Source organism: Arcticibacterium sp. SM2516, from assembly GCF_057914865.1.
On sequence record NZ_CP195290.1, the window covers coordinates 3,509,965 to 3,533,505 of the forward strand.

The 23,541-nt window shown below is 37.5% G+C and carries 21 protein-coding genes and 1 tRNA gene; 10 read left to right on the forward strand and 12 right to left on the reverse strand.

Annotated features, from left to right (window positions below; translation table 11 throughout):
* Positions 1 to 53 precede the first annotated feature (53 nt).
* Entirely contained in the window at positions 54 to 350 is a 297-nt protein-coding gene (locus ACSBFT_RS14595) for an antibiotic biosynthesis monooxygenase family protein (RefSeq protein WP_463044613.1), read from the reverse strand.
* 539 nt (positions 351 to 889) lie between these two features.
* Here ACSBFT_RS14595 and ACSBFT_RS14600 point away from each other — a divergent pair.
* Positions 890 to 2,236 carry a 3-oxoacid CoA-transferase gene (locus tag ACSBFT_RS14600; protein WP_463044612.1) on the forward strand — a complete coding sequence of 449 codons (1,347 nt, stop codon included), beginning with the start codon at positions 890 to 892 and terminating at the stop codon, positions 2,234 to 2,236.
* A 233-nt stretch (positions 2,237 to 2,469) separates the two neighbouring features.
* On the opposite strand, the gene ACSBFT_RS14605 is transcribed toward ACSBFT_RS14600, so the two are convergent.
* Entirely contained in the window at positions 2,470 to 3,243 is a 774-nt protein-coding gene (locus ACSBFT_RS14605) for a cupin domain-containing protein (protein WP_489601170.1), read from the reverse strand.
* A 244-nt stretch (positions 3,244 to 3,487) separates the two neighbouring features.
* On the opposite strand from ACSBFT_RS14605, the gene ACSBFT_RS14610 reads away from it, so the two are divergent.
* Positions 3,488 to 4,585, forward strand: coding sequence for a Nif3-like dinuclear metal center hexameric protein (locus ACSBFT_RS14610; RefSeq protein WP_489601171.1), 1,098 nt, complete (start codon positions 3,488 to 3,490; stop codon positions 4,583 to 4,585).
* Positions 4,586 to 4,634: 49 nt separating this feature from the next.
* On the forward strand, positions 4,635 to 5,381 hold the full coding sequence (locus ACSBFT_RS14615; protein ID WP_463044609.1) for a zinc ribbon domain-containing protein: 747 nt from the start codon (positions 4,635 to 4,637) through the stop codon (positions 5,379 to 5,381).
* Positions 5,382 to 5,446: 65 nt separating this feature from the next.
* On the opposite strand, the gene ACSBFT_RS14620 is transcribed toward ACSBFT_RS14615, so the two are convergent.
* The 4 genes from ACSBFT_RS14620 to ACSBFT_RS14635 form a co-directional block, all read right to left on the reverse strand.
* Positions 5,447 to 6,334: a DMT family transporter gene (locus ACSBFT_RS14620; RefSeq protein WP_489601172.1), complete on the reverse strand. Its 888-nt coding sequence runs from the start codon at positions 6,332 to 6,334 to the stop codon at positions 5,447 to 5,449.
* 105 nt (positions 6,335 to 6,439) lie between these two features.
* The gene (metK, locus tag ACSBFT_RS14625; protein WP_489601173.1) at positions 6,440 to 7,729 is read right to left on the reverse strand and encodes a methionine adenosyltransferase; all 1,290 of its coding nucleotides are present in this window, start codon (positions 7,727 to 7,729) and stop codon (positions 6,440 to 6,442) included.
* A 303-nt stretch (positions 7,730 to 8,032) separates the two neighbouring features.
* Positions 8,033 to 8,902: a lipoyl synthase gene (gene lipA / locus ACSBFT_RS14630; protein ID WP_489601174.1), complete on the reverse strand. Its 870-nt coding sequence runs from the start codon at positions 8,900 to 8,902 to the stop codon at positions 8,033 to 8,035.
* A gap of 12 nt (positions 8,903 to 8,914) precedes the next feature.
* Entirely contained in the window at positions 8,915 to 9,694 is a 780-nt protein-coding gene (locus tag ACSBFT_RS14635; RefSeq protein ID WP_489601175.1) for a hypothetical protein, read from the reverse strand.
* Positions 9,695 to 9,789: 95 nt separating this feature from the next.
* Between ACSBFT_RS14635 and xerD the strand changes: the two genes are divergently transcribed.
* Positions 9,790 to 10,695 (forward strand): site-specific tyrosine recombinase XerD, encoded by a 906-nt coding sequence (gene xerD / locus ACSBFT_RS14640; protein ID WP_489601176.1) that lies wholly within the window; start codon positions 9,790 to 9,792, stop codon positions 10,693 to 10,695.
* Here the strand turns inward: xerD and ACSBFT_RS14645 are convergent.
* From ACSBFT_RS14645 to ACSBFT_RS14670, 6 genes are all read right to left on the reverse strand, one after another.
* The gene (locus tag ACSBFT_RS14645; protein WP_489601177.1) at positions 10,692 to 11,414 is read right to left on the reverse strand and encodes an alpha/beta fold hydrolase; all 723 of its coding nucleotides are present in this window, start codon (positions 11,412 to 11,414) and stop codon (positions 10,692 to 10,694) included. The two genes, xerD and ACSBFT_RS14645, sit on opposite strands and share 4 nt — an antisense overlap.
* On the reverse strand, positions 11,411 to 11,851 hold the full coding sequence (locus ACSBFT_RS14650) for a hypothetical protein (protein ID WP_489601178.1): 441 nt from the start codon (positions 11,849 to 11,851) through the stop codon (positions 11,411 to 11,413). The genes ACSBFT_RS14645 and ACSBFT_RS14650 overlap by 4 nt, the downstream gene beginning before the upstream one ends.
* 175 nt (positions 11,852 to 12,026) lie before the next feature.
* Positions 12,027 to 13,295 (reverse strand): ATP-dependent Clp protease ATP-binding subunit ClpX, encoded by a 1,269-nt coding sequence (gene clpX, locus ACSBFT_RS14655; protein ID WP_463044601.1) that lies wholly within the window; start codon positions 13,293 to 13,295, stop codon positions 12,027 to 12,029.
* Between the two features lie 143 nt (positions 13,296 to 13,438).
* Complete coding sequence (locus ACSBFT_RS14660) at positions 13,439 to 14,110, reverse strand: ATP-dependent Clp protease proteolytic subunit (RefSeq protein ID WP_463044600.1); 672 nt, start codon at positions 14,108 to 14,110, stop codon at positions 13,439 to 13,441.
* A 121-nt stretch (positions 14,111 to 14,231) separates the two neighbouring features.
* Positions 14,232 to 15,578 carry a trigger factor gene (locus ACSBFT_RS14665; RefSeq protein ID WP_463044599.1) on the reverse strand — a complete coding sequence of 449 codons (1,347 nt, stop codon included), beginning with the start codon at positions 15,576 to 15,578 and terminating at the stop codon, positions 14,232 to 14,234.
* Between the two features lie 72 nt (positions 15,579 to 15,650).
* A tRNA-Leu gene (locus ACSBFT_RS14670) sits at positions 15,651 to 15,732 on the reverse strand.
* A 177-nt stretch (positions 15,733 to 15,909) separates the two neighbouring features.
* On the opposite strand from ACSBFT_RS14670, the gene ACSBFT_RS14675 reads away from it, so the two are divergent.
* From ACSBFT_RS14675 to ACSBFT_RS14700, 6 genes are all read left to right on the forward strand, one after another.
* Positions 15,910 to 18,165, forward strand: a complete 2,256-nt coding sequence (locus tag ACSBFT_RS14675) for a RelA/SpoT family protein (RefSeq protein ID WP_463044598.1) — start codon at positions 15,910 to 15,912, stop codon at positions 18,163 to 18,165.
* Positions 18,166 to 18,199: 34 nt separating this feature from the next.
* A complete protein-coding gene (locus ACSBFT_RS14680; RefSeq protein ID WP_489601179.1) occupies positions 18,200 to 18,733 on the forward strand; it encodes a hypothetical protein in 534 nt (177 codons plus the stop codon).
* A gap of 76 nt (positions 18,734 to 18,809) precedes the next feature.
* Entirely contained in the window at positions 18,810 to 19,274 is a 465-nt protein-coding gene (locus tag ACSBFT_RS14685) for a Fur family transcriptional regulator (RefSeq protein WP_463044596.1), read from the forward strand.
* 37 nt (positions 19,275 to 19,311) lie between these two features.
* Positions 19,312 to 20,583 (forward strand): adenylosuccinate synthase, encoded by a 1,272-nt coding sequence (locus tag ACSBFT_RS14690; RefSeq protein ID WP_463044595.1) that lies wholly within the window; start codon positions 19,312 to 19,314, stop codon positions 20,581 to 20,583.
* Between the two features lie 6 nt (positions 20,584 to 20,589).
* On the forward strand, positions 20,590 to 21,180 hold the full coding sequence (locus tag ACSBFT_RS14695) for a hypothetical protein (protein WP_489601180.1): 591 nt from the start codon (positions 20,590 to 20,592) through the stop codon (positions 21,178 to 21,180).
* A 146-nt stretch (positions 21,181 to 21,326) separates the two neighbouring features.
* Positions 21,327 to 23,495 carry a TonB-dependent receptor gene (locus ACSBFT_RS14700; RefSeq protein ID WP_489601181.1) on the forward strand — a complete coding sequence of 723 codons (2,169 nt, stop codon included), beginning with the start codon at positions 21,327 to 21,329 and terminating at the stop codon, positions 23,493 to 23,495.
* The last annotated feature ends 46 nt before the right edge of the window (positions 23,496 to 23,541 follow it).

Consider the following 23,541-nt stretch of genomic DNA (forward strand, 5'->3'; position numbering starts at 1 on the left):
CTTCCAAAGCATATACATCTACCATTGACTTTTTCCCAATATTATTACCAGTCTCATATGGTCTCAACTAACTTAAAATGTTCTGCATTAGGAGCACTATTAAAAAATGGAGATAAAACCGCTCGCCATTCTTGAAATAAAGGAGACTCTCTGAAGCCAATAGTGTGGTCTTCTAAAGTCTCCCACTGTATCAAGGCTAAGTATTTTGTAGGTGATTCTATGCAATTTTGAAATTCAACAGAAACAAAGCCTTTTGATTGTGATATTACGGCTTTTGCCTTAGGTAATATAGCCTCAAAAGATGCAAGCTGTTCTTCTTTAATATCCAATGTGGCGATTTCTAATATCATAATCTTATTTCAGTGTTCAAGGTTTGTTTTAAACAATTTTTTATGGCACAAATTTAAGTTATTCATTCTGTACTTCATCAATCCTAACAAGGCATTTTCGAGTTCCAATGAATGACAAAGACCTAAAACCTTAAATAAATAAAATCTCTTTTAAACCTTCTCAAATTCATCTGTAGGAGGTCGAAACGCCACCATGCTTTTTTTACTGGACCTATTCAAGTTTGTAATAAACCACGATTTAATGATACATTTTCACTAACTTTAAACTAGAAATTATCCATTGGAATTCATCATCAACAACGTATATGACAAATTGGAGTTTAAGATACAGCCGCCATTCACGTTCTTGATTTTATTTCCAAGGCTCTTAGTGTTTCTCAGATGTCATTATGTAGCATTTTTGCCGTCAAAAGTTGAGCACCTTCAAGCGAGATTGAGCCCATTAGCTTCAGGACAAAGAACTATCGAAACATGTAAGCCCTCGGCATAAGCGAGAACCTATGCCAATATTCATTAACAAATCATAATTTTAAAACAGGGTGAAAAAAGTACCAGTAATATCAGCAGCCGAAGCTGCAGCACTAGTTAAAAATGGAGACATATTATTAGGTGGAGGTTTTGGCATGACTGGTAATCCTGTTAATATCCTTCACGAACTAGCCAAGACTAAAACCAAGGATTTAACCTTTATCGGTAATAATGTTGGCGAAAAAGGCATTGGAGGAGGAAGATTGTTGAATAATGGCCAGTTGAAAAAAATGATTGGCTCCTTTTTTACTGGTAATCCTGAGGCGGTAGCCGCAGCCCAAAATGGAGAAGTAGATTATGAACTAATTCCTCAAGGGACGCTGGCAGAAGCTATTCGTGCAGGAGGTGCAGGCATTGGTGGGTTTTATACCCCTACCGCTGCCGGAACTATCATAGCCAAAGGACATGAGACTAAAATAATAGATGGCGTTGAGCAGGTGTTTATAAAAGGAATTCGCGGTAATGTTGCTATCATTAGAGCCTGGAAAGCCGATACAGCGGGTAATCTACAGTATCGAATGACAGAGCAAAATTTCAATAAAGCTATGGCTACAGCCGCCGATTTAGTGATAGCCGAAGTACAAGAAATAGTACCTGAAGGCGATTTAGACCCGAATACAATTCATACTCCTGGCTGTTTTGTAGATTATTTGGTGGTAAGAAAATTGTCAATTGATGATTTAGGCTCTTCTGCTACGGCAAAAGGAGCTAAAAAAGTGAATGAACGCCGTTTGAATATGGCTAAAAGAGCATTTGCTGAATTGAGTAAAGGTGATGTGGTTAATCTAGGAATCGGGATTCCAACTTTAGTGGCTGATTTTATTAAGCCTGAAGATGGCATTATTCTTCATACTGAAAATGGTATGTTAGGCGTAGGACCTGAACCAGAAGATGGCGGAGGAGCTATGGATTACCCTGTGAATGCAGGTAAAATACCAATAACTGCTTTGCCAGGAGCGAGCTATTTCGACAGTGCTGATAGCTTTGCCATGATTCGTGGAAAACATATCGACGTAGCGATTATGGGAGGTTTAGAAATCGATGAAAATGGAAACTTAGCCAATTGGACGGTGCCCGGAAAGCCACTTCTAGGTGTAGGAGGAGCTATGGATTTAGCCTCAGGAGCTAAGAAACTAATCATCACATTAAATCATACAGATAGAGAAGGAAACTCCAAAATAGTACCAGAGTGTACTTTACCGCTAACCGCATCAAAATGCATAGACGTTTGTATTACAGAACTGGCCGTTTTTAAATACATAGATGGCAAATTAACCTTGGTGGAGATCATGCCAGGAAGTTCAATAGAAGAAGTAAGGGCAAAGACAGCAGCCAAATTTTCGGAGGCATTAAATTGAGTTTGATGACATTAACAAAATGATTGACAGCCCTTGGCTGATGGTCAATTTACTGCTATATATCATTTGATATGCCCGTGAAGTTAAAATAATTCAAGTCTTTGTAAGCTCTGTCGTAATAGTTGTAGAAACTAAAATGGGAATGAGTTCTGTGGATACCTCTTTAAAAAACAGAGAAAAGTTATGTTTGACTTTAAGCCAAAAGGTCTGACTGAATTTAATGTTCCTTAGAATTAGAACCATCTAAAAGCGTAGTAACGGCATGGGGTATTTGAACGATTAGCAATTGTATGCATTTGATTTGGATTCATCAAAAACAAGTCGCCTACCTTTCCATCATATTTTTGACCATCTATTGTCATTTCTGCTTCTCCCTCAATCATCAGAATCATTTCAGCGTCTTTATGCGAATGGGCTTGATGACTAGGTCCTTTCTCATTAAGCAAGGTAACGTGCATTTCAAACTCCTCGCACATCGCAGTAGGTCTTCTCATATAATCTACCCTACCTCCTTTTGTAGTCGGCTTAAACTCTAGCTTCTCTGAATCGATGAAAAGTGCTCCACCAGCGGTATTACTCCTTTCTATATCCATTTCCTTTTCCGCCTTAAACATCATGACATAATATGTTAAAGGACCATCTCCCACATTTTCAAGGGATTGCTCCACCAGTGGCGGAATAAGAATAACACTACCTGCCGGAAGAATTCTACTCTCTCCGTCCATAGTCATCTTCATAAGTCCTTCTTTGACAAAAAGCACTTCTTCAATTTCGCTTTGAGTATGCGGAGCTGCAGGTTTTGCACCTTTTTCTTGCGTAGTGGCATGCATTTCTAAGAAAGAAAAATATGGAGCAGTTCCCTCCATAATTTTCCTTCCCACCCTCTGTTTTCCCTCTTTAACTGGTAACTCATCCCATCTGTAAACCCCAGATTTCACTTGACTCATTTGTGCGTTACCCATAAAACAAACAATGCTAAAAAGAACAGAAAGTTTAATGCCTTTCATTTTAATTACTTCAATAAATAAGTTGGAATATAAAATCCCGTCAATCGACTGTTTCGGCTAATTTCTGAGGCCGACCGAAACTATTTAACGACGTTGAAAAGTACTACTTTATTTGACAATATTTACATTTGTGAGATTTAAACTATTATTTAAAAGACGGAATGTCATTTTTTATAGAAAAATGATAGTGATATCTCTATAAAGATACCTATTTTGGACATGCAAATTTTAGAAAATCGATACCATGCTCATCAAAGAATTAATTAAGCACTTAGAGGAAATAGCTCCCTTGTCTTACCAAGAATCTTATGATAATTCGGGATTAATAGTGGGTAATAACAACCTGGAGATTAACAACGTGCTTGTCAGTCTTGACTGCGTGGAATCTGTTATAGATGAAGCCATCGAGAAAAACTGCAATTTAGTAATCGCTCATCATCCGATAATCTTCAAAGGATTAAAGAAAATTACAGGAAAAAACTACATAGAAAGAACCATCATTAAAGCCATAAAAAATGATATCGCTATTTATGCCAGTCATACCAATTTGGATAATATTTTTGGAGGTGTTAGCTTCAAAATAGCGGAGAAAATCGGTCTTAAAAATGTAAGCATCTTAAGCCCGAAAAAAGACCTTTTGATGAAACTCACAGTTTTTGTACCAAAAGACAATACTGGTCAACTTTTAGATGCACTTTACGCTGCAGGAGCTGGAGACATCGGCAATTATTCTAACTGTAGTTTTAGAACTATTGGAAAGGGAACATTTAAGGCCAACGAACTGGCAGACCCCACAATAGGAAAAGTAGGTGCTTATGAGGAAGTGGAAGAAAGTAGAATTGAAGTCATTTTTCCTTTTTATAGGAAGCAGGCCGTGTTGGCAGCAATGCGTAGCGGACACATTTATGAAGAAGTAGCCTACTATCTCCATGAACTTGAAAATGACTTTCATATGGTAGGTTCAGGGGCTGTAGGTATTTTAGAGAATCCGATGGAACCCAATGCCTTTTTTAAATCACTAAAAGAACGGATGTCCCTTTCTGTGATTAAATATACAGATTTATGTGCTTCGCAAATTCAAAAAGTAGCGGTTTGCGGAGGATCTGGCGGCTTCCTTTTGAATGATGCCATCAGAGCAGAGGCCGATATATTTATTACCTCAGATTATAAGTACCATGAGTACTTCGATGCCGATAATAAAATAATCATTGCGGACATTGGCCATTATGAAAGCGAACAGTTTACAAAAGAATTAATTAGAGATGTTATATTGAAAAAAATCACTAATTTTGCGACCTATTTATCGGAGGTGAAAACCAACCCGGTAAATTATTTTTATTAAGTACCTTAAGGTTTAACACGCCTTGATATAAAAACTTTAATCAAAGTTTATGGAATTAACGATAGCAGATAAATTAGATTCGCTTGTAAAGCTTCAGGAGATAGATTCGAAATTAGATGTACTAAGAAAGCTTCGTGGAGACCTACCAGAAGAGGTGAAAGATTTGGAAGATGAGGTAATTGGTATTGAAAAGAGAGTCAGCAAATTTTCATCTGAGTTAGATGGTCTTACTGAAGAAATTGAACGTCATAAGCTAAATAAAAAAGATTCAGAGAAACTGATCATTAAGTACAAGGATCAGCAAATGAATGTTAGAAATAATCGTGAATTCGATGCTATTTCTAAGGAGCTTGAATTACAAGAACTAGAAATTCAACTTTCTGACAAAAGAATTAGAGAAGGCGAATTCAAGCAAAAATCTAAGCAACAAGAAATTGACGAGACTAAAGGCACTCTTAATACCAAGAAAGAAGTTCTTGAAATAAAGAAAAAAGAGCTAGACAAACTTGTTATTGAAAGTCAGGAAGAGGAAGAAAAATTATTAAAGCAAAGTGCTAAGCAAAGCAAGAAAGTAGAGGCTAGACTTTTAAATGCTTATAATAAAATAAGAGGAAGTGCTAAAAACGGCTTAGCAATTGTTACAGTTGATAGAGGTGCTTGTGGAGGATGCTTTAACGTGGTACCACCACAAAGACAAGCAGACATCATGGAGAAACTTAAAATCATCATTTGCGAGCATTGTGGAAGAATCTTAGCAGACGCAGATATCATTAAGGTACACAGAAAGAGAAAGTAATTTCAAATCGTGTACAAAAGAAAAAAGAGGCTCTAAGCCTCTTTTTTTATGCTTGATTTTTAAAATCAAGCTGGTTCTTCTATGACTATTTTCTCTGCTTTACCTAGATACAAGGCAAACATCACTATTAACAATCCAGTAAAAGTATACCACGTAAAAGGCTCTCCAAGTATAAAATAAGCATAAAAGAGACCGAAGGGAGGGCACAGAAATAAAAAGAAAGACGCTCTTATGGTATCTTTTGACAGTAACCAAAGCCATATATAGGCTGCCCCTACGGAAATGGGGACACCTAACCAAAACATAGAATAGACCAATTCTTCGTTAAAAACATAGCTTCCGTCAAATGCAAAATATGTAAAAGGAAAGAGAAACAAAGCTCCAAAAAAGGACTGCCAAGCATTAATACTTAGCTTATCCATTTCCCATTCCACAGAACCAAAATATACCGCTGCACTAGAGTAGGACAGCGTACTACAAGCCAACAAAAACAATCCTCTATACGTCGCAGAACTGTCTAAAAGTAGCGGATAGACACATACGGCCACGCCAGTGATGCCAAATAAAAGACCTAAATATCCTTTTAATGGTATTTTCTTCTTGGCTATGAGTGCAGAAAGCACGCCAATCACTAATGGGTTTAAACCGACTTGCAAAGCTCCAATACCCGCGGCCACTTCATTAATGGCTACAACAAATAGACCTAGTGCCACCGTAACATTCAAAAAACCAAACAAGGCTAATTGTCCCCATTCCTTTCCTTTAGGGAAGCGTTTTCGTTGAATTAAGTAGACCAGAATAAGTAGGCAGATAGCCGCTAATGTAAACCTACCTTGATAAAGGACAAAGGGTTGGACAAACTTCAAACCCAGCTTTGCGGTTACTGAAGCTGAAGACCATACCAACGCAAATAGAACGCCAAAGAAATAAAACTTATTAGAGGAAGATTGCATCGTACAAAAGTGTTAAGTACTTCAAAAAAAAGCAACAGCTTAGAAACAAAAAAACTCGTAATCTTTAAAGACCACGAGTTCATTCTAATAAAAACCCCTTAAATCCTAAAGGTTAAAAGCAGCTTTTACTTTATCTACATAATCCAATTTCTCCCATGTAAACAATTCCACTTCTACTTCTGCCGTTTGACCCGCATTTTGGAAAACTTTAGTCACTGTTTTAGGCTCACGACCCATGTGACCATAGGCGGCGGTTTCGGAATAAATTGGGTTTCTAAGTTTTAATCTCTGCTCAATAGCATAAGGTCTTAAGTCAAATAACTTCTCTACCTCTCTCGCTATTTGTCCATCATTCAGCTTATTACCGTTAGCATCTTTAACAGTAGCAGTGCCATAAGTGTCCAGAAAGACACCACAAGGCTTCGCAACGCCGATGGCATAAGAAACCTGAACCAAAACCTCCTTAGCAACTCCAGCAGCTACTAAGTTCTTTGCAATATGACGTGTAGCATAGGCTGCAGATCTATCTACTTTAGAAGGATCTTTTCCAGAAAAAGCTCCTCCTCCATGTGCTCCTTTACCACCATAAGTATCCACAATGATTTTACGACCAGTTAGACCAGTATCTCCATGAGGTCCACCAATCACAAATTTCCCTGTTGGGTTGATATGATATAAAATATCATCGTTGAATAATTTCTGAAGACTTGGTTTTAATTTAGCCGTTACTCTCGGAATTACAACTTTAATAATGTCTTCCTTTATCTGCTTAAGCATGATTTCATCTTCCGCAAAATCATCATGCTGTGTTGATACTACTATGGTATCTATTCTTATAGGCTCGTTATCGTCAGAATATTCAATAGTAACCTGAGATTTAGCATCTGGTCTTAAATATTTTATGGCGTCGCTTTCTCGTCTAACATCTGCTAATTCCTGAAGAATTTTATGAGACAAATCTAGAGCCAAAGGCATATAATTATCAGTTTCGCTAGTCGCATAACCGAACATCATCCCTTGGTCACCAGCTCCCTGAGCATTTGCTTTATCCTCAAAATTATCAGACGTTTTTCTGTCTACGCCCTGGTTAATATCGGATGACTGCTCATGGATGGCAGAAATAACGCCACAAGAGTTACCCTCAAACATGTATTCCGCCTTCGTATAACCTATTTTATTAATAACCTGTCTTGCAATAGTTTGTACATCCAAATAGGTCTTTGTATTGACCTCGCCTGCCAAAACCACCTGCCCGGTAGTTACAAGCGTTTCACATGCTACTTTCGAATTTGGGTCAAAAGCCAAAAAGTGATCTATTAAAGCATCAGAAATTTGGTCTGCTACTTTATCTGGGTGTCCTTCTGAAACGGACTCGGATGTGAATAAATAAGGCATTAATATTTATTTTTTGATTGGAAAACTACCACTATCAATACAGTATTCGTACCAAAAAGGTGCTAACCCTTTAAATGTTTTTTATCGACTTACTAACTGACCATGCAAAAATGCATATTATTTAGTAAAACTTAAAATCGAAGTTATATTTTCTTTCCCAAGCCATTAGAATAGATAATTTATCTAGACACAGAATCATTTGCAGATAATCTAACAATCCACTTCCACTCTTAAACTCAGCAATAAAACAAAGAAAGCAGCCCTAAGGCTGCTTTACAATAAAAAATATTTGTCCCGTAATGATTACACATTCACATGACGCTCAGAATGATAGCTAGAACGTACCAAAGGCCCAGATTCTACATATTTTAAGCCCATCTTAAGTCCCTCTTCCTTATAAAGAGCAAACATATCAGGATGAATAAATTCAATCACCTCATGATGCATTTTAGTAGGTTGAAGATATTGACCTAAAGTTAGGATATCACATCCATTTTCTACCAAATGTCCCATAGTCATTAAAACCTCCTCCTTTTTCTCTCCTAAACCCAGCATCATGCCAGTTTTGGTTCGCTTACCATATTCCTTGGTTCTTCTAATCTGTTCTAAGCTTCTTTCATATTTGGCCTGCGGCCTAACTGGTCTATAAAGCCTTTCAACAGTTTCCATATTATGAGAAACCACTTCCTGGCCACCAGAAATCATTTTATACAAAGCCTCCCAGTTTCCCTTTGTGTCTGGAATCAATGTTTCTATAGTGGTACTAGGAGATAGTTCTTTTGTTTTTATGACCGTATCATACCATACCTGAGCTCCTTTGTCTTTTAGCTCATCCCTATTTACAGAAGTGATCACAGCATGCTTTACCCCCATAGTTTTAATGGCATCTGCCACTCTTTCTGGCTCAGCAGTATCATACTCTGTTGGTCTGCCAGTTGCCACCGCACAAAAGGTACAGCTTCTGGTACACACATTACCTAATATCATAAATGTAGCGGTACCCTCTCCCCAGCACTCACCCATATTTGGGCAGTTTCCAGATTGACAAATAGTATGAAGATTATTCTTATCTACTACTTCTCTTACTTTTTTATAATTTTCGCCTATCGGCAATTTCACACGCAACCAATCTGGTCTTTTAGCCCTTTTTGACTGCTCTACTGCTTCTACCATACACCTAAAAGTTTATTTCTTCTTTTTAAGTTTCTTACTTCCGAAGTACAAAGTTAGGTAAGCTGTAGCAAAGGCTTGGGGATTTGAAGAAAGTTTTGAGGAAATTATTTCAGGACGTCGTCCAAAAAACTCAAATGTAGTACCTAGCTCGAACCCCGTAATATTATCTCCAAAAGTGCTCATGTCAATATTAGCCGCAGCTTTGACATGAAAACCAGGGTTTAATTTTGCATTATTCAAGAAACCTTGCCATATACTAGCAGCCCCCGTTATTTGACTTAAATCTGTGTGAATGTCGGGATCGTATACCGTTACTATCTCTTGTTCTCTATTAGCTCTACCATATTTTATGTAATAAGGTTTTTCTATTCCTAAGGAAGGACCAGCAGCCAGAACCCCACTTAAACCAATACTCGTCTCCCCGTTTTTCTTAAAAAAATACCACTCTCTACCGTATTCCGGTCTTACCACAAAGAAATAGTTTGTTTTACCATATATAAACTTACTCCCTATGGCCGTTGGATTTTGATATTCCTTGGGGTGCTTTATATTAACAAGCTCTAGAGCAATGTAACGATGAACCGGCAGATTGTTTTTCTGCGAAATGGGTGTTGAACTTCTAAAAATCAAACCGCCCAAAAGACCCGAATGTGTATTTGTGGTAACTCCATACCCAAAATATTTTGATTCATCCAACTCAGATTCTTCAGCAGTATCTGTTCGGCGTTGACCAAAAGATACTACATTCACCAAGCAAAGAAGTATGAAAATCTTAAAAGTAGCTTTCCCCATAGGTTTATTAGTAGGAAGTAAATATAGATTTTAAACCCAAAACCTCCTAAACAAAATATTTTTTCTAAGTTTAAACTCTGACCTATTAACGCACTGTGGCAACAAAAGATTTAAATTCTTGGCAATTTTATATTAATGAGTTCAAAGATTATCTGAAATTGGAACGCTCTTTGTCGGAAAACAGTATTCTGGCCTACGAAAGGGATGTTTTAAAACTGCTCAGCTACTCTCAAACTTCCACGCCACTATTGCTAAAAGAAGTGGAAATTTCAGACATAATAAATCAACTCAATGAAGTGGGACTTGCTCCTACTTCACAGAGTAGAATTCTGAGTGGTTGGAAAGCTTTTTATAAATTTTTACTCATGGAAGACCATCTACTAACGGATCCAACAGAGCTTATCGAAAGCCCAAAAACAAACAGAAAAATACCAGAGATTCTTCACTTTCATGAGATTGAAGGATTACTGTCGGCCATTGACCATTCTACGGATGAAGGGGTAAGAAACAGAGCCATTCTTGAAGTGTTGTATAGCTGTGGACTTAGGGTAACAGAACTTATTGAGCTAAACATCAGTAACTGTCACTTTGACGAGGGTTTTATCACCATTACGGGAAAAGGAAACAAAACCAGACTAGTGCCTATTGGCCTGGAGGCCATCAAGTATTGTAAGATTTATATGAAAGAAGCTCGGTTCAATTTAGATATTAAATCGGGGCACGAAGATTACCTCTTTCTAAACAGACGAGGTGCTAAGCTATCCCGAGTGATGATTTTCATTATCATAAAAGATCTAGCAGTACTCAGCGGACTCCACAAGAAAGTTTCACCACATACTTTTAGGCATAGTTTCGCCACGCACTTAATTGAAGGAGGTGCCGACTTAAGAGCTGTACAAGACATGCTAGGACATGTGAGCATCACCACAACGGAAATCTACACTCATTTAGATAGAGCTTATTTAAAACAAACTATGGAACAATTCCATCCAAGAGCCTAAGAAAAACAAACCTCTAAAAAATCTGTTGTTATTCCAGCACAACTTTCTGGGGCTTCTTTCATTCCCGCATGAGCTATATGCCCCAAAACAAGAACAAAGGGATTTCTTAGTAGTGGAATCTGCTCCATAGAATCCTTAAAACTTATAAACTTATCCTTTTTACCCACTACGAACAGCACAGGAAGCTTTAAAGATTTAAGCACCGCCGTTCTATCAGGTCTAACTTTCATGGCCATGGTGGCTTGTATTAAAGCTTCTTTTGGCAACTTCCTATTTTCTTCTAACTGTTGACCAATATAAACCGCATTCTTTCGGACAAAATCTTCATTATACATATTAGGCAAGAAACTATCAATGAATAGTTTTGAACCTCTTTTCCCTATAAATGCGGCTGTTTTATCTCTATTTAACTTTTTTTCTTCCGAATCTGCATATGCCGTTGAATGAAAAAGACCTAAACCTGCCAAATACGCCGGATGGTTTTCCGCATATGCTAAAGAGATATAACCACCCATAGAGTGGCCTATAAGCACAAAACGAGTCAAGCCCAATTGTTCTATTTCTGTATGCACCCATTGAGCATACTGATCTATAGTTTGACAAAAGGCTATTTTAGAGTAGTCCAGAAGAATAAAGTTATATTTCTGAGGTAATTGAGGCAAAAAGCTTTCCCATATATTCGGGTTTTCGCCAAAACCGTGAAGAAGTACTACATTCATTGTTTTTTCTTAAATGGGTTGTTGTTTTGACGCTTTCGTTTTTTGAAAAACTTTTTCATTCCAAAAAATAGGAATAAAATAGACGCCAAACCAAAAATAGCTGCCAAACTCTGCAAATGAACCAGAGAAAGGACTATAGCAATACCTAAGAAAAAACCTCCAATAGCAAAATTACTACCTACCTGTCTCCAGAATCTTTGCCTCTGCCTTTTCTTTTTTTGCTTTTCTTTTAATGTGGGCTTAGGCTTTGGTCCTAGTTTTTGTGGACTAAAAGTTGAAAACTTAGGGATTTTCACTTTCTCATCTTTCACCGCTACTTTAGGAAAGTGTTTCCCAACGGAAAGAATTTTAGCCACCACTCTCGGAACATCATGCTCTACTAGAACTTCCCTTTTGGGAGAAATTTCAGCAACTTCAAAATCTAGCGTTTTTTTCAATAATGGCTTTTTATACTCAGAAGAGTAGCCTTCATTTAAAAGTGCATAGTTAGGCCTACAGGCCGAAAACAATACCGAAATAATTACGAAATAGAAAATTTTAGGGGAGCACATATAAAAAAGCGTCAGACAAAATGATATTTCATCCAACGCTATTAATTAAGTTTTTGATATACTAAGCGACCAATTTCAATTCGTAATACGAAGATCTTTCGAATTTCTGCTTCGCATACTCTAATGTCAAGACAAACTTCTTCACATCCTTTTGTGATGGAAGTTCAAACATGGCATCTGTAAGTATAGCTTCACAGATAGAGCGAAGCCCACGAGCACCTAAATTGAAAATCACAGCTTGATCTACGATATAGTCTAAGGCATCGTCTTCTATCTCCAGCTTGATATCTTCCATATCAAACAACTTCCTGTATTGTTTCAACAATGAGTTCTTAGGTTCTACGAGAATTTTCTTTAAAGTTTCTTTATCCAAAGGATTTAGATAAGTTAATAACGGCAATCTTCCTATTAGCTCAGGAATTAAACCAAAAGACTTCAAATCTTGCTGCGTCACAAAACGAAGCATATTCTCTTTATCCCAGACTGAATCTCGCTTTTTATCCGTTGAAAAACCGATTGGCTGCTTATTTATACGTTTTGAGATATGTCTTTCAATACCATCAAAAGCACCTCCACAGATAAAAAGAATATTTTCTGTATTTATCTGCTCCATTTTTTGTTCCGGATGCTTTCTGCCACCCTGAGGAGGCACACTTACTATAGAACCTTCCAAAAGTTTTAAAAGTCCTTGTTGAACACCTTCTCCACTAACATCTCTCGTAATAGAAGGGTTATCAGATTTTCTAGAAATCTTATCTAACTCATCTATGTAAACGATGCCTCTTTCTGCCAGTTCAATATTATAATCCGCGGCCTGTAGCAACCTACTCAAAATACTCTCTACATCTTCTCCTACATAACCTGCTTCTGTCAAAACAGTGGCATCAGCTATTGCGAAAGGAACTTGAAGCATTTTAGAAATGGTCTTAGCCAAAAAAGTTTTACCTGTACCCGTCTCTCCTACCATGATAATGTTTGATTTTTCAATCATCACATCATCCTTAACTTTGGGCTGCATTAATCTTTTATAATGATTATACACCGCCACACTTAAAACTTTCTTTGCTTCGTCCTGACCTATGATATAATCATCTAGATACTCCTTTAATTCCTTAGGAGGTCTTAGGTCAAACTTAGGTAAGCCTTCCTTCTTCTTCTTTTTTTTCTTATCTCCTTCAAAGGTATTAACGCCAAAAAGTTCTTGTTGAACCAAGTCGTTTCCTTGTACAATACAATGGTTGCAAATGTGACCATCTGTACCTGAAAGAAGTAAATCTACCTCATTTTTTTTGCGACCGCAAAAAGAGCAAAAGGCCTCTTTATATGCCATTTAGAATATTTATTTTTATACAAAAGTACAATTTTCCATGTACTTAAAAAGAATGAACAACTCAAACAATGAACTCGATAGCTATTGGATTCAAGCAAATTTCATTTTTCAAACATGCTTGAATCCAAATCGAAACTCATTTATTAGTCTCTGTAAAGCACCTCGTCTATTAAACCGTATTCCTTAGCAATTTCAGCTTTCATCCAATGATCTCTATCAGAATCCTTCTCAATTTGCTCAAAGGTTTTACCCGTATGCTGAGCTAGAATATCGTATAATTCTTTTCTCAATTCAATAATCTGCTTTACAGAAATTTCCATATCACTAGACTGCCCTTGAGCTCCACCGCTAGGTTGGTGAATCATAACTCTTGCATGAGGTAATGCCGATCTTTTTCCTGCAGCACCACCAGCCAGTAAGACTGCTCCCATAGAAGCAGCCAAAGAAGTACAGATAGTTGCCACCTCTGGTCTTACGTACTGCATGGTATCATACATTCCTAATCCAGCATAAACAGAACCTCCAGGACTATTGATGTACATCAATATATCCTTCTTAGCATCTACAGATTCCAAAAACAACAACTGAGCCACTACTATATTTGCTATTTGATCGTCTATGGCTGTACCTAAGAAGATAATCCTATCCATAATCAATCTTGAAAAAACGTCAATGGCAGCAAACCTCATTGGACGTTCCTCAATAATATTTGCAGTCATGTTATTCACATTATGCTTTAGGTAATCGTCAACTGTATTACCACTTAGGCCTCTATGGTGGACCGCATATTTTCTAAATTCTTCTCCGAAATGCATATTTTTATTTTTTAGCTTTTGTCCTATATCAAAATTAAACAAAAAAGTATTGCTGGTGGTTCGCCTATTAAAAAAGCCGAAACATGATGTCTCGGCTTTTCTAAAGAAATTAGCAATGTTATTAGGCTACAGCATCATACTTAGCTTTAGCTATATCATTAAACTCTTCAACTTTAACAGTTTTGTTCTCAATAGTAACCTTATCTCTTGCAAAAGCAACAACCGCCTTACCAAAAGCTTTGTTATAATAGTTTCTGAACGCTCCGTCTTTATTTTCTTCCAATTGCTTCTTAGCCATCTGCTCTACAAATTCATCCATTCCACCATATCCTTGGTTTCCGAAGTAGTTTCTAATTTCAGATTTCACCTCTTCTAAAACGTCAGCATACTCAATCTTGATTTCGTTTTTCTCCGCTATTTCTGCTTTAATCAAATCCAATCTAAGGCCTCTTGCAAATGCATCGTAATCCGTATCAATTTGCTCTTCCGTAAACTTACCTTCATTAGCTTGGAATAACCACTTCTTCAAGAAAGCGTCTGGCAAATCTATTTTAATAGATTCATGAAGCGTTTTCTCAATATCAAAATCTAAAAGATAAGCAGACTCTCTATCGTAATTTTCTTTGATAATATCTGCCAAGCCCTTTCTGAATTCTTCTTCGTTAGAAGCTTTACCTTCTCCTAAAGTTTTATCAAAAAGCTCTTGGTTTACTTCTGCTGGAGCCATTCTAGAGATTTTATTAACCTCATATTCAAAAGTACCATTTAAAGCAGCAGCTTCTTCGTCAGACTTACCAGTGGCAAATCCTAAATCTTTATCTGTTTCAAAAAGGGTTTGAACATCAAAACTTACTTTCGAACCTTTCTCTAAACCTAGAAACAGTTTCTGAACATCCTCTCTCAGTTTATCCGTAGGAATTCCAGAAGGAGCTTCAAACTCCGTCTCAGCTTGACTTAAAGTTCCGAAAAGCAAATCACCAATCTGGGACTCCTCTGCTTCAGAATCTACACCATTTCTTTTTCTAACATCTTCAATCGCCTGATTCACTTGATCCTCAGCAGGCTCGATATCATACGTTTCTATGGCAGGAAGTTTATCCAACGCCACTTCAAAATCAGAAGCCAAACCCACTTCATATTCAAAAGTATAATCAGTCTGGCTATCCCAGTCAATATCATAAGCCTCATTATCTGGAATAGGATCTCCTACTACTTTTAATTTATTGTCTTTGATATAATTATTAACACCTTCACTTACTTTATTGATAACGGTATCTACCAAGACACTCTTACCATATAGTTTTTTGACGTAGCCAATAGGCACATGACCAGGTCTAAAACCTTTAACATTGGCTGTTTTCGCGTACTCTTTAAGTTTTTTGTCTACCTCAGGTTTGTAATCCGCCTCAGCAATTACAATTTTCAAGCGAGCATCGGTAGCTGAAGATTTATCAAATGTTGTTTCCATCAAAGGAGATAATTTTTGGAAGATTAAAAATAAAAAAACCCTCTAGCCGAATTAAGACCAGAGGGTTGAATGTACGGGCGGAGGGTTTCGAACCCCCACGCCTTGCGGCACTAGATCCTAAGTCTAGCACGTCTACCAGTTCCGCCACGCCCGCATCCTTTTTGAAATCTTAGACTTCAATCGGGCTGCAAAGGTAAACTAGAATTTTATTAATGCAAACACTCTCAGAAAAAAAATCAAAAAATTATTTCTTAAAGATTCTAGTCGCTTAATAAAAAAGAGATGTCTAAATTTGATCATTAAATAACATTATTAGAAAAAAGGCTCTTGAGTGGAAAAGGTTAAAGAAAAAGAATATTATTCTGAGGCAGAGAAGAAAGAGATTAAGGCAAGGTATAGAGCCATACTTAAAGAAGCTAAACCATACCTACAAGGCGACGACCTCAAACAAATCAGAAAGGCATTCAATATCTCAATGGACGCCCATAAAGAGATGCGTAGGAAGTCTGGTGAGCCCTACATCTACCACCCCCTTGAGGTTGCTTTGATATGTATACAAGAGATAGGACTCGGCCCTACTTCGATTGTTTGTGCCCTTTTACATGATGTAGTAGAAGATACGGAACTAACGCTTGACGACATCGAAAAAGACTTCGGCCCTAAAGTTCGAAGAATCATAGATGGTCTAACCAAAATTGCCGAGAACTTTGAGCAAAGTCAATCGGCTCAAGCTGAGAATTTCAGAAAGATGCTTTTGACGCTTTCTGAAGATGTCAGAGTGATTTTAATAAAACTAGCAGATAGGCTTCATAACATGCGAACCTTAAAAAGCATGGCTCGCAACTCGCAACTAAAAATTGCACATGAAACCATCTACATTTATGCTCCACTGGCTCACAGACTCGGTCTTTACCAAATTAAATCTGAATTAGAAGACCTATACTTAAAATATAACGAGCCCGACTTATACAAGACGGTGGCACAAAAGCTGAAATCTTCCAAGAAAAAGAGAGAGGAATTTATTGAAGCTTTTATGGATCCAATCTCAAGAAGATTAAAAAACTCAAACATAGATTTTTTTATCAAAGGAAGGCCGAAACATATTTTCTCTATTGCCAATAAAATCAAAAAGCAAGGCACTTCCTTTGAAAACATTTACGATCTATTTGCCATCCGGATCATTCTTAAAGGAATCTCTGTCAACCACTTAGATAGAGAGAAAGCGGCCTGTTGGCAGGCTTACAGTATTGTAACAGACGAATATAGGCCCAACCCAGACAGATTAAAAGACTGGATTTCTACGCCCAGATCAAACGGATACGAATCGCTACACACTACCGTAATGAGCCATACCGGTGCCTGGGTAGAAGTACAAATTAGAACCGAAAGAATGGATGACGTAGCCGAAAGAGGCTACGCAGCACACTGGAAATACAAGGGCAACGAATCTAATCTTAACAAACCTTTAGACCAGTGGATTAATCAGGTTAGAGAAACCTTAGAGTCTAAAGACAATTCTGCCATGGAATTCGTGGAGGACTTTAGAGGAAACTTATACAACGAAGAGGTTTTTGCCTTTACTCCTAAGGGAGATTTAAAGGTGCTAAGAAAAGGAGCCACCGTTTTAGACTTTGCCTATGAAATACATACTGAGGTAGGAAAAAAATGTACAGCAGGAAAAGTAAATGGTCATCTTTTGCCCATCTCTCATGTATTAAGAAACGGCGACCAAGTTGAAATTTTAACCACTAAAAACCAAAAACCTTCTGAAGACTGGTTACGCTTTGTTGTCACCACCAAGGCAAAAGGCCGAATAAAAGAAGCCTTAAAGGAAGAAAACAAAACCTATCAGATCGACGGTAAAGAAATCATAACCAAAAGGCTCAAGATTCTGGGAATAGAAAACAACTTGGAGACGATGAACCAGTTGAGAGCCTATTTCAACAAAAAGGACTATAACGACCTATATTATTCTTTTGGCAAAGGTTATATTCTACCAGAAAGATTGAGAAGATTTAAGGCTGAAAGAGAGGCCCAAGCAAACCTTAGACTTAAAAACAACATTGATGATGATGCCTTTTCTAATGCCAAGAGCTTTGAAAAAGCCATTAAAAAGTCTAACGGAAACGACTCCCTATTAATAGGAGATGATTTACAAAAATTAGACTATACGCTTTCTCAGTGTTGTACACCTATACCTGGAGATGATGTTTTCGGTTTTTTAACAGTAAACGAAGGCATTAAAGTCCACAGAACAAGCTGCCCAAACTCTCAACAGCTACTTTCTTCTTATGGCAACAGAGTTATTAAAGCTCAATGGTCATCTCAGATTGAAAAAGCTTATTTGGCCACTATCCAACTGAAGGGAGTCGACAGAGTCGGTATGATTCAGGATATTTCAAAGGTTATTTCTGAAGAACTACATATTAACATGCGTGGACTGAATGTAAACACCGAACATGGCGTTTTTGAAGGTGAAATAAAAGTATTTGTTTTTGACACAAAACACATGGAGAAATTGGTCAGAAAACTTTCAAAAATCCAGGATATTGAGAATGTTAGTCGAGTACGAATTAAGGATATTTAAAATTCCATTACTTTTGAAAAAAAGCAATCGGCTAATGCCAAGATTATTTCTGATATTTTCAATTCTCTTTCTGCCTTTTTACGGGCAATGCCAAACAGAGGATCCAACGCTGATGGACACGCTTAGTGTATCAAGGAATTTTATGCAAACTAACATTTATAAAAATGGCATTAAGCTCCAAAAGCACAAGTTCTCCTCCTTATTAAGCGACAGTAAAAAATGGTCTAAAAAAAATAAACTAGCCAACATCATTCTACCTGCTGGCCCTATCATTTCTGCTGGAGGCGTTTATCTAGCATATGACGCTATTAAGGGCGTGCCTATGGTATATATTGAAAATGGCGTAGAATACCCTTACGTGGTAAGAAGCTTACCCAAGCTTCTCGGAGGACTTGCTTTTTTCGTCACGGGTCTTTGTCTTGTAGAGTCTGCCAACGAGACTAAAAGCAATGCTGCTCTTTGGTATAATGAAAATCTAAAGAAAAACCTTGAGGCCAAAGAAACTACCTTCCAGCTTAAATTGGGCATAAGTAATTCCGGCGGCCTTGGACTTACAGCCAACTTTTGATCAAAAGGGCATTGTTTGCCATTAAAAATAGGTAAATTTGTGAGTAATTTGCTTGAGTGAACATAACCGAAAATTAATGAATCCGAATAGTTCAAATTTTGATTCTGCTAAACAAATTTTTCTTGCCTTTTTGGAGAATAAGCAGCTTCGCAGAACTCCAGAACGTTTTGCCATACTTGAAGAAATTTATGGTAGAACAGATCATTTTGATGTAGATGACTTGTACATCTCCATGAAAAACAAAAAGTATCAAGTGAGTAGAGCTACTGTTTACAATACGCTGGATCTTTTAGTGGAGTGCGACCTGGTAACTAAACATCAGTTTGGTAAAAATTTAGCTCAATATGAAAAAGCTTTTGGCTCAAGACAGCATGATCACCTGATCTGCCTAGACTGCCATAAAGTAGAAGAATTTTGTGACCCTAGAATCCAAAATATTCAAACAATGGTAGGCGACGCACTTAAATTTGACGTCATGCACCATTCTTTGATTTTTTATGGCAATTGCAAAAAAGAAAATTGCGAAAATAAAACAGTTTAAAAACAATCATTAATAGTACAGTCTTTGACATTTTAGTATGGTAGATATTTTATTGGGTTTGCAGTGGGGAGATGAAGGGAAAGGGAAAATAGTAGATGTATTAGCACCACAATACGAAGTAGTAGCAAGATTTCAGGGAGGACCAAATGCTGGTCATACCCTTGAATTTGATGGCTTAAAACATGTTTTACATCAAATCCCTTCTGGTGTTTTCAGAAAAGATTGTACCAATATTATTGGTAATGGTGTAGTTCTGGATCCTGTGATTTTCAAGAAAGAGATTACTAGTTTGACAGAGAAATTCGGCATGGATTTAACGGGCAACTTAGTTATTTCTACTAAAGCTTCTATCATTATTCCTACACATAGGCTTTTAGACGCTGCTCAAGAAAAAGCCAAAGGAGTTAATAAGATTGGCTCTACATTAAAAGGAATTGGCCCAACTTATACAGACAAAGTTGGCAGACATGGATTAAGAGTGGGAGATATTTTATCACCTTCCTTTAAAAGCAAATATGACAAGCTAGTTAACAAACATAAGGAGCAATTAAACTTCCTAGACTTTGAAATTGAAGGTTTGGAAGAAACAGAAAAAGTTTTCTTTGAAGCTTGTGAGTTCTTAAAGACTTTTAAAATCACAGAAACAGAGTATACTGTTAATAAACACCTCAACGAAGGCCAAAAAGTATTGGCAGAGGGTGCTCAAGGTTCTCTTTTGGATATTGATTTTGGTTCTTATCCTTTTGTAACTAGTTCTTCTACCACCGCCGCTGGCGTGTGTGCCGGTCTTGGTGTAGCTCCTGGAAAAATAGGTGAGGTTTACGGAATTTTCAAAGCTTACTGTACTAGAGTAGGTAGTGGTCCTTTCCCTACAGAACTGGAAGACGCTACAGGAGAACTGATGCGTAAGGAAGGAAACGAGTTTGGTGCTACCACCGGTAGACCAAGAAGATGTGGATGGTTAGATTTACCAGCCTTGAAATATACCGTTATGCTAAATGGTGTAACACAGCTGGTGATGATGAAAGCAGACGTACTAAACATTTTTGAAAATTTAGAGGTATGTACGGGATATAAATTACCAGATGGCAGCACTACAGATCAAATGCCATTTGACCTTTGTGATGAAGAGGTAACTCCTGTTTACAAGACGGTTAAAGGTTGGAACACTTCACTAGAAGGTATTACTGATTTTGATAAACTTCCTGCAGAACTTAAAGACTACGTTAAATACATTGAAGAAGAAGTAGGCGTGCCTATTACATATGTATCTACTAGCCCAGACAGAACTGCCACTATAAAAAGATAAAATTGAATGGATAAGAATCTGGCCAATTATTTATTTCACACAGAAACGCTCTATTTTTCAAAAGTGGATTTAGCTTCCGCTACTCCCAAAATAGAAGTTGCTGAAATAAGTAAACCAGATTCTAATCCTGAAATTAAAACCGAGGTCGGCACTAAACCACCAGCTACACCTATTAGTAAGGTAACCACCGCTGCCTCAGAAAAAAATACGCCCACAGAAGAGGCGAAACCTTTCAAAATGGACACCAACCATCTGGTGGTCGTACATGGTATAAAAACAGACGAAAGGGAGTTTTTAGTAAAAGTGTTAATGGCTCTTAATATGTCATTGGCCAAAGTGGATATATTAAATACCACTAAATACAACAACCCCGATTTCAAAGAAATCATTTATAACAATTCTATTTCTTCTATTTTATTCTTAGGTGAAGAAGCTGGAGGAGATTTCCTTCCAAAACTTAAGCTTAGTCCCTATCAAGTTAAGGATATTAAAAACATCAAATTTCTATTCTCAGCAAGTCTTACTGACGTAAGTTTGAATAAAGATAACGAAAAAAGACTTCTGTGGGAGTCTTTAAAAAGTCTGTATGGCAATTGATCTAGCTCAGTAGAGAAAACATTTACTCCAGAAAAAGCCAAATTCACTCCAAGAAAATTGGTCTTCGTCGGAAAGAGCTACTCCTAAAAAACTATTTTCAACAGTTTTGTATCATCAAAAATCGGGTAACCGACTTAATACAAAACATGAAAAAACTACACTTACTCTTTCTAACCATTCTCACTCTTCCTGCTCTATCTCAAAGCATTCTTAAGGGAAAAGTAACCGACAAAAAAGGTGAAGCACTACCATTTGCCAATATATCAATTGAAGGAACGTATGATGGTGGCTCTTCTGACATCAACGGCGTATTCAACTTTTCTACATCAGAAAAAGGGCTAAAAACGCTTCAGGTCTCTATGATTGGGTACAACGCCCACAAAGAGCAAATCACCCTAACAGACAGCACCCTGAGTTATGAAATAAAACTTACGGAAGCCATCAATTCTCTAAACGCCGTGGTCGTAACCGCTGGAATGTTTGAAGCCTCAGACGAAAAGAAAATGGTGATGCTCAAACCCATGGATATCGTTACCACGGCTGGAGCTGGTGCAGATATAGTATCCGTCATGCAGTTTCTTCCAGGAGCCACCAGGGTAGGTGAAACCGAAGGGCTTTTTGTTAGGGGCGGCTCTGCCAATGAAACCAAAACAGTTATTGATGGTATGATAGTCCAAAATCCATTTTTTAGCAGTACACCGGATGTTCCACAAAGAGGCAGATTTAACCCTTTTATGTTTAAAGGAACTGCCTTTAGCACTGGTGGCTACTCCGCCATGTACGGTCAGGCTCTCTCATCTGTCCTTCTACTCAATACACAAGATAAGCAAGGCGATAATAGCAACCTGAACTTAGGACTAAATATGGCAGGAGCCAATGCCTCCTATACGCACAAGGGTTGGATAACAGGAACGGTGAACTACACCAATCTGTCGCCTCTTTTAAACTTAGTTAAAACGAATATTGACTTTGAAAAAGTACCGCAGGGATTTGGAACGTCTCTTACCATTAATGAAAACTTTGACAATAACAGCTCATTAAAAGTATACGGAACATACTCCGACAATTCTTCCGCTCTTATCCTACCCTCATATGATGAAGAAAACAGTACTTATGTATTTAAAAACAACAATAAGAACACTTTTACCAATGCATCTTACCGCCAGTCTTTTGATGATGGTAACTGGGTAATGATGACCGGATTATCTTACAGTAACAATAAGGACAATTTATTACTAGACCACGTCAACTCTGACAGAAACGATAAAAGAACTCAAGCCAGAATAGTGATGAGCAGGCTTTTTGGAAATAATCAAAGCAGTACATTAAACTTTGGAGCGGAGTATCATGACATCAGATTATCCAACCTTTATGGCGAATCAGCGTTGACCCTAAACGACCAGTATAGCAGTATTTTTGTCGAATCAGAATTTTATATTTCTTCAAAATTGGCAGGAAGAATTGGAGCAAGAGGAGAACACTCCACCATTATCGGAGCAATGAATTTAGCTCCTAGAGTCTCTTTAGCCTATAAGGTTGGAAAGTTTGCTCAGTTTTCTTTAGCCGGAGGTAGATTTTACCAAAACCCTGATAAAGAATATTTATACATTAATCCAAACCTAGGCTACGAAAATGCCGACCATATTATCCTAAACTACCAAGTAAAGAAAAACGAGAGGACTTTCCGAAGCGAAGTTTTCTACAAAAAATATAATAATCTAGTAAGCGAAGCTTCTAACTATTTTGACCCTAATCCGTACAGATTCCCAAGCGGTGTCACTGATAATTCAGGCTCGGGATATGCTCAAGGCTTTGATGTGTTTTTTAGGGATCAGAAATCTTTAGAAAACGGTGACTTTTGGTTAACCTACTCCTACCTCGACACAGAACGTCAATTCAAAAATTACCCGTCAGAGGTGACACCAAGTTTTGCTACAAAACATAACTTTTCCGCTATTTATAAGCAGTTTATAAACAAAATAAGCACCAACGTAGGTGTAACTTTTACGCACACATCTGGAAGACCTATTTACATCATAGAAGACGACTTCCAAAATGTGGAACTAACGAAAGCCTTTCAAAACTTGAGCCTTAGTGCCAGCCATGTGAAACAGATTGGAAACAACTTCATTGTCTTTTATGCCACTTTAGATAACGTTCTAGGTAGAAAAAACATTTTTGGGTACAGATACTCTGCCGATGGTAAAGAAAGGTATGCCGTAAAACCAACGTCCAACAGGTCTTTCTTCTTCGGATTAAGCTGGACTGTAGGGCAGTTAAACGGCAGAAGCCGAGAAGCCGACTTAGATTTTTAATAAACGCTCTCTCATCATATAAAAATTAACATATTTCAAATTTTAA

Coding starts and splice junctions, on each gene's coding strand:
- ACSBFT_RS14595 (WP_463044613.1), bottom strand. CDS start 350: ATGATATTAGAAATCGCCACATTGGATATTAAAGAAGAACAGCTTGCA.
- ACSBFT_RS14605 (WP_489601170.1), bottom strand. CDS start 3,243: ATGAAAGGCATTAAACTTTCTGTTCTTTTTAGCATTGTTTGTTTTATG.
- ACSBFT_RS14610 (WP_489601171.1), top strand. CDS start 3,488: ATGCTCATCAAAGAATTAATTAAGCACTTAGAGGAAATAGCTCCCTTG.
- ACSBFT_RS14615 (WP_463044609.1), top strand. CDS start 4,635: ATGGAATTAACGATAGCAGATAAATTAGATTCGCTTGTAAAGCTTCAG.
- ACSBFT_RS14620 (WP_489601172.1), bottom strand. CDS start 6,334: ATGCAATCTTCCTCTAATAAGTTTTATTTCTTTGGCGTTCTATTTGCG.
- metK (WP_489601173.1), bottom strand. CDS start 7,729: ATGCCTTATTTATTCACATCCGAGTCCGTTTCAGAAGGACACCCAGAT.
- lipA (WP_489601174.1), bottom strand. CDS start 8,902: ATGGTAGAAGCAGTAGAGCAGTCAAAAAGGGCTAAAAGACCAGATTGG.
- ACSBFT_RS14635 (WP_489601175.1), bottom strand. CDS start 9,694: ATGGGGAAAGCTACTTTTAAGATTTTCATACTTCTTTGCTTGGTGAAT.
- ACSBFT_RS14645 (WP_489601177.1), bottom strand. CDS start 11,414: ATGAATGTAGTACTTCTTCACGGTTTTGGCGAAAACCCGAATATATGG.
- clpX (WP_463044601.1), bottom strand. CDS start 13,295: ATGGCATATAAAGAGGCCTTTTGCTCTTTTTGCGGTCGCAAAAAAAAT.
- ACSBFT_RS14660 (WP_463044600.1), bottom strand. CDS start 14,110: ATGCATTTCGGAGAAGAATTTAGAAAATATGCGGTCCACCATAGAGGC.
- ACSBFT_RS14665 (WP_463044599.1), bottom strand. CDS start 15,578: ATGGAAACAACATTTGATAAATCTTCAGCTACCGATGCTCGCTTGAAA.
- ACSBFT_RS14680 (WP_489601179.1), top strand. CDS start 18,200: ATGCCAAGATTATTTCTGATATTTTCAATTCTCTTTCTGCCTTTTTAC.
- ACSBFT_RS14685 (WP_463044596.1), top strand. CDS start 18,810: ATGAATCCGAATAGTTCAAATTTTGATTCTGCTAAACAAATTTTTCTT.
- ACSBFT_RS14690 (WP_463044595.1), top strand. CDS start 19,312: ATGGTAGATATTTTATTGGGTTTGCAGTGGGGAGATGAAGGGAAAGGG.
- ACSBFT_RS14695 (WP_489601180.1), top strand. CDS start 20,590: ATGGATAAGAATCTGGCCAATTATTTATTTCACACAGAAACGCTCTAT.
- ACSBFT_RS14700 (WP_489601181.1), top strand. CDS start 21,327: ATGAAAAAACTACACTTACTCTTTCTAACCATTCTCACTCTTCCTGCT.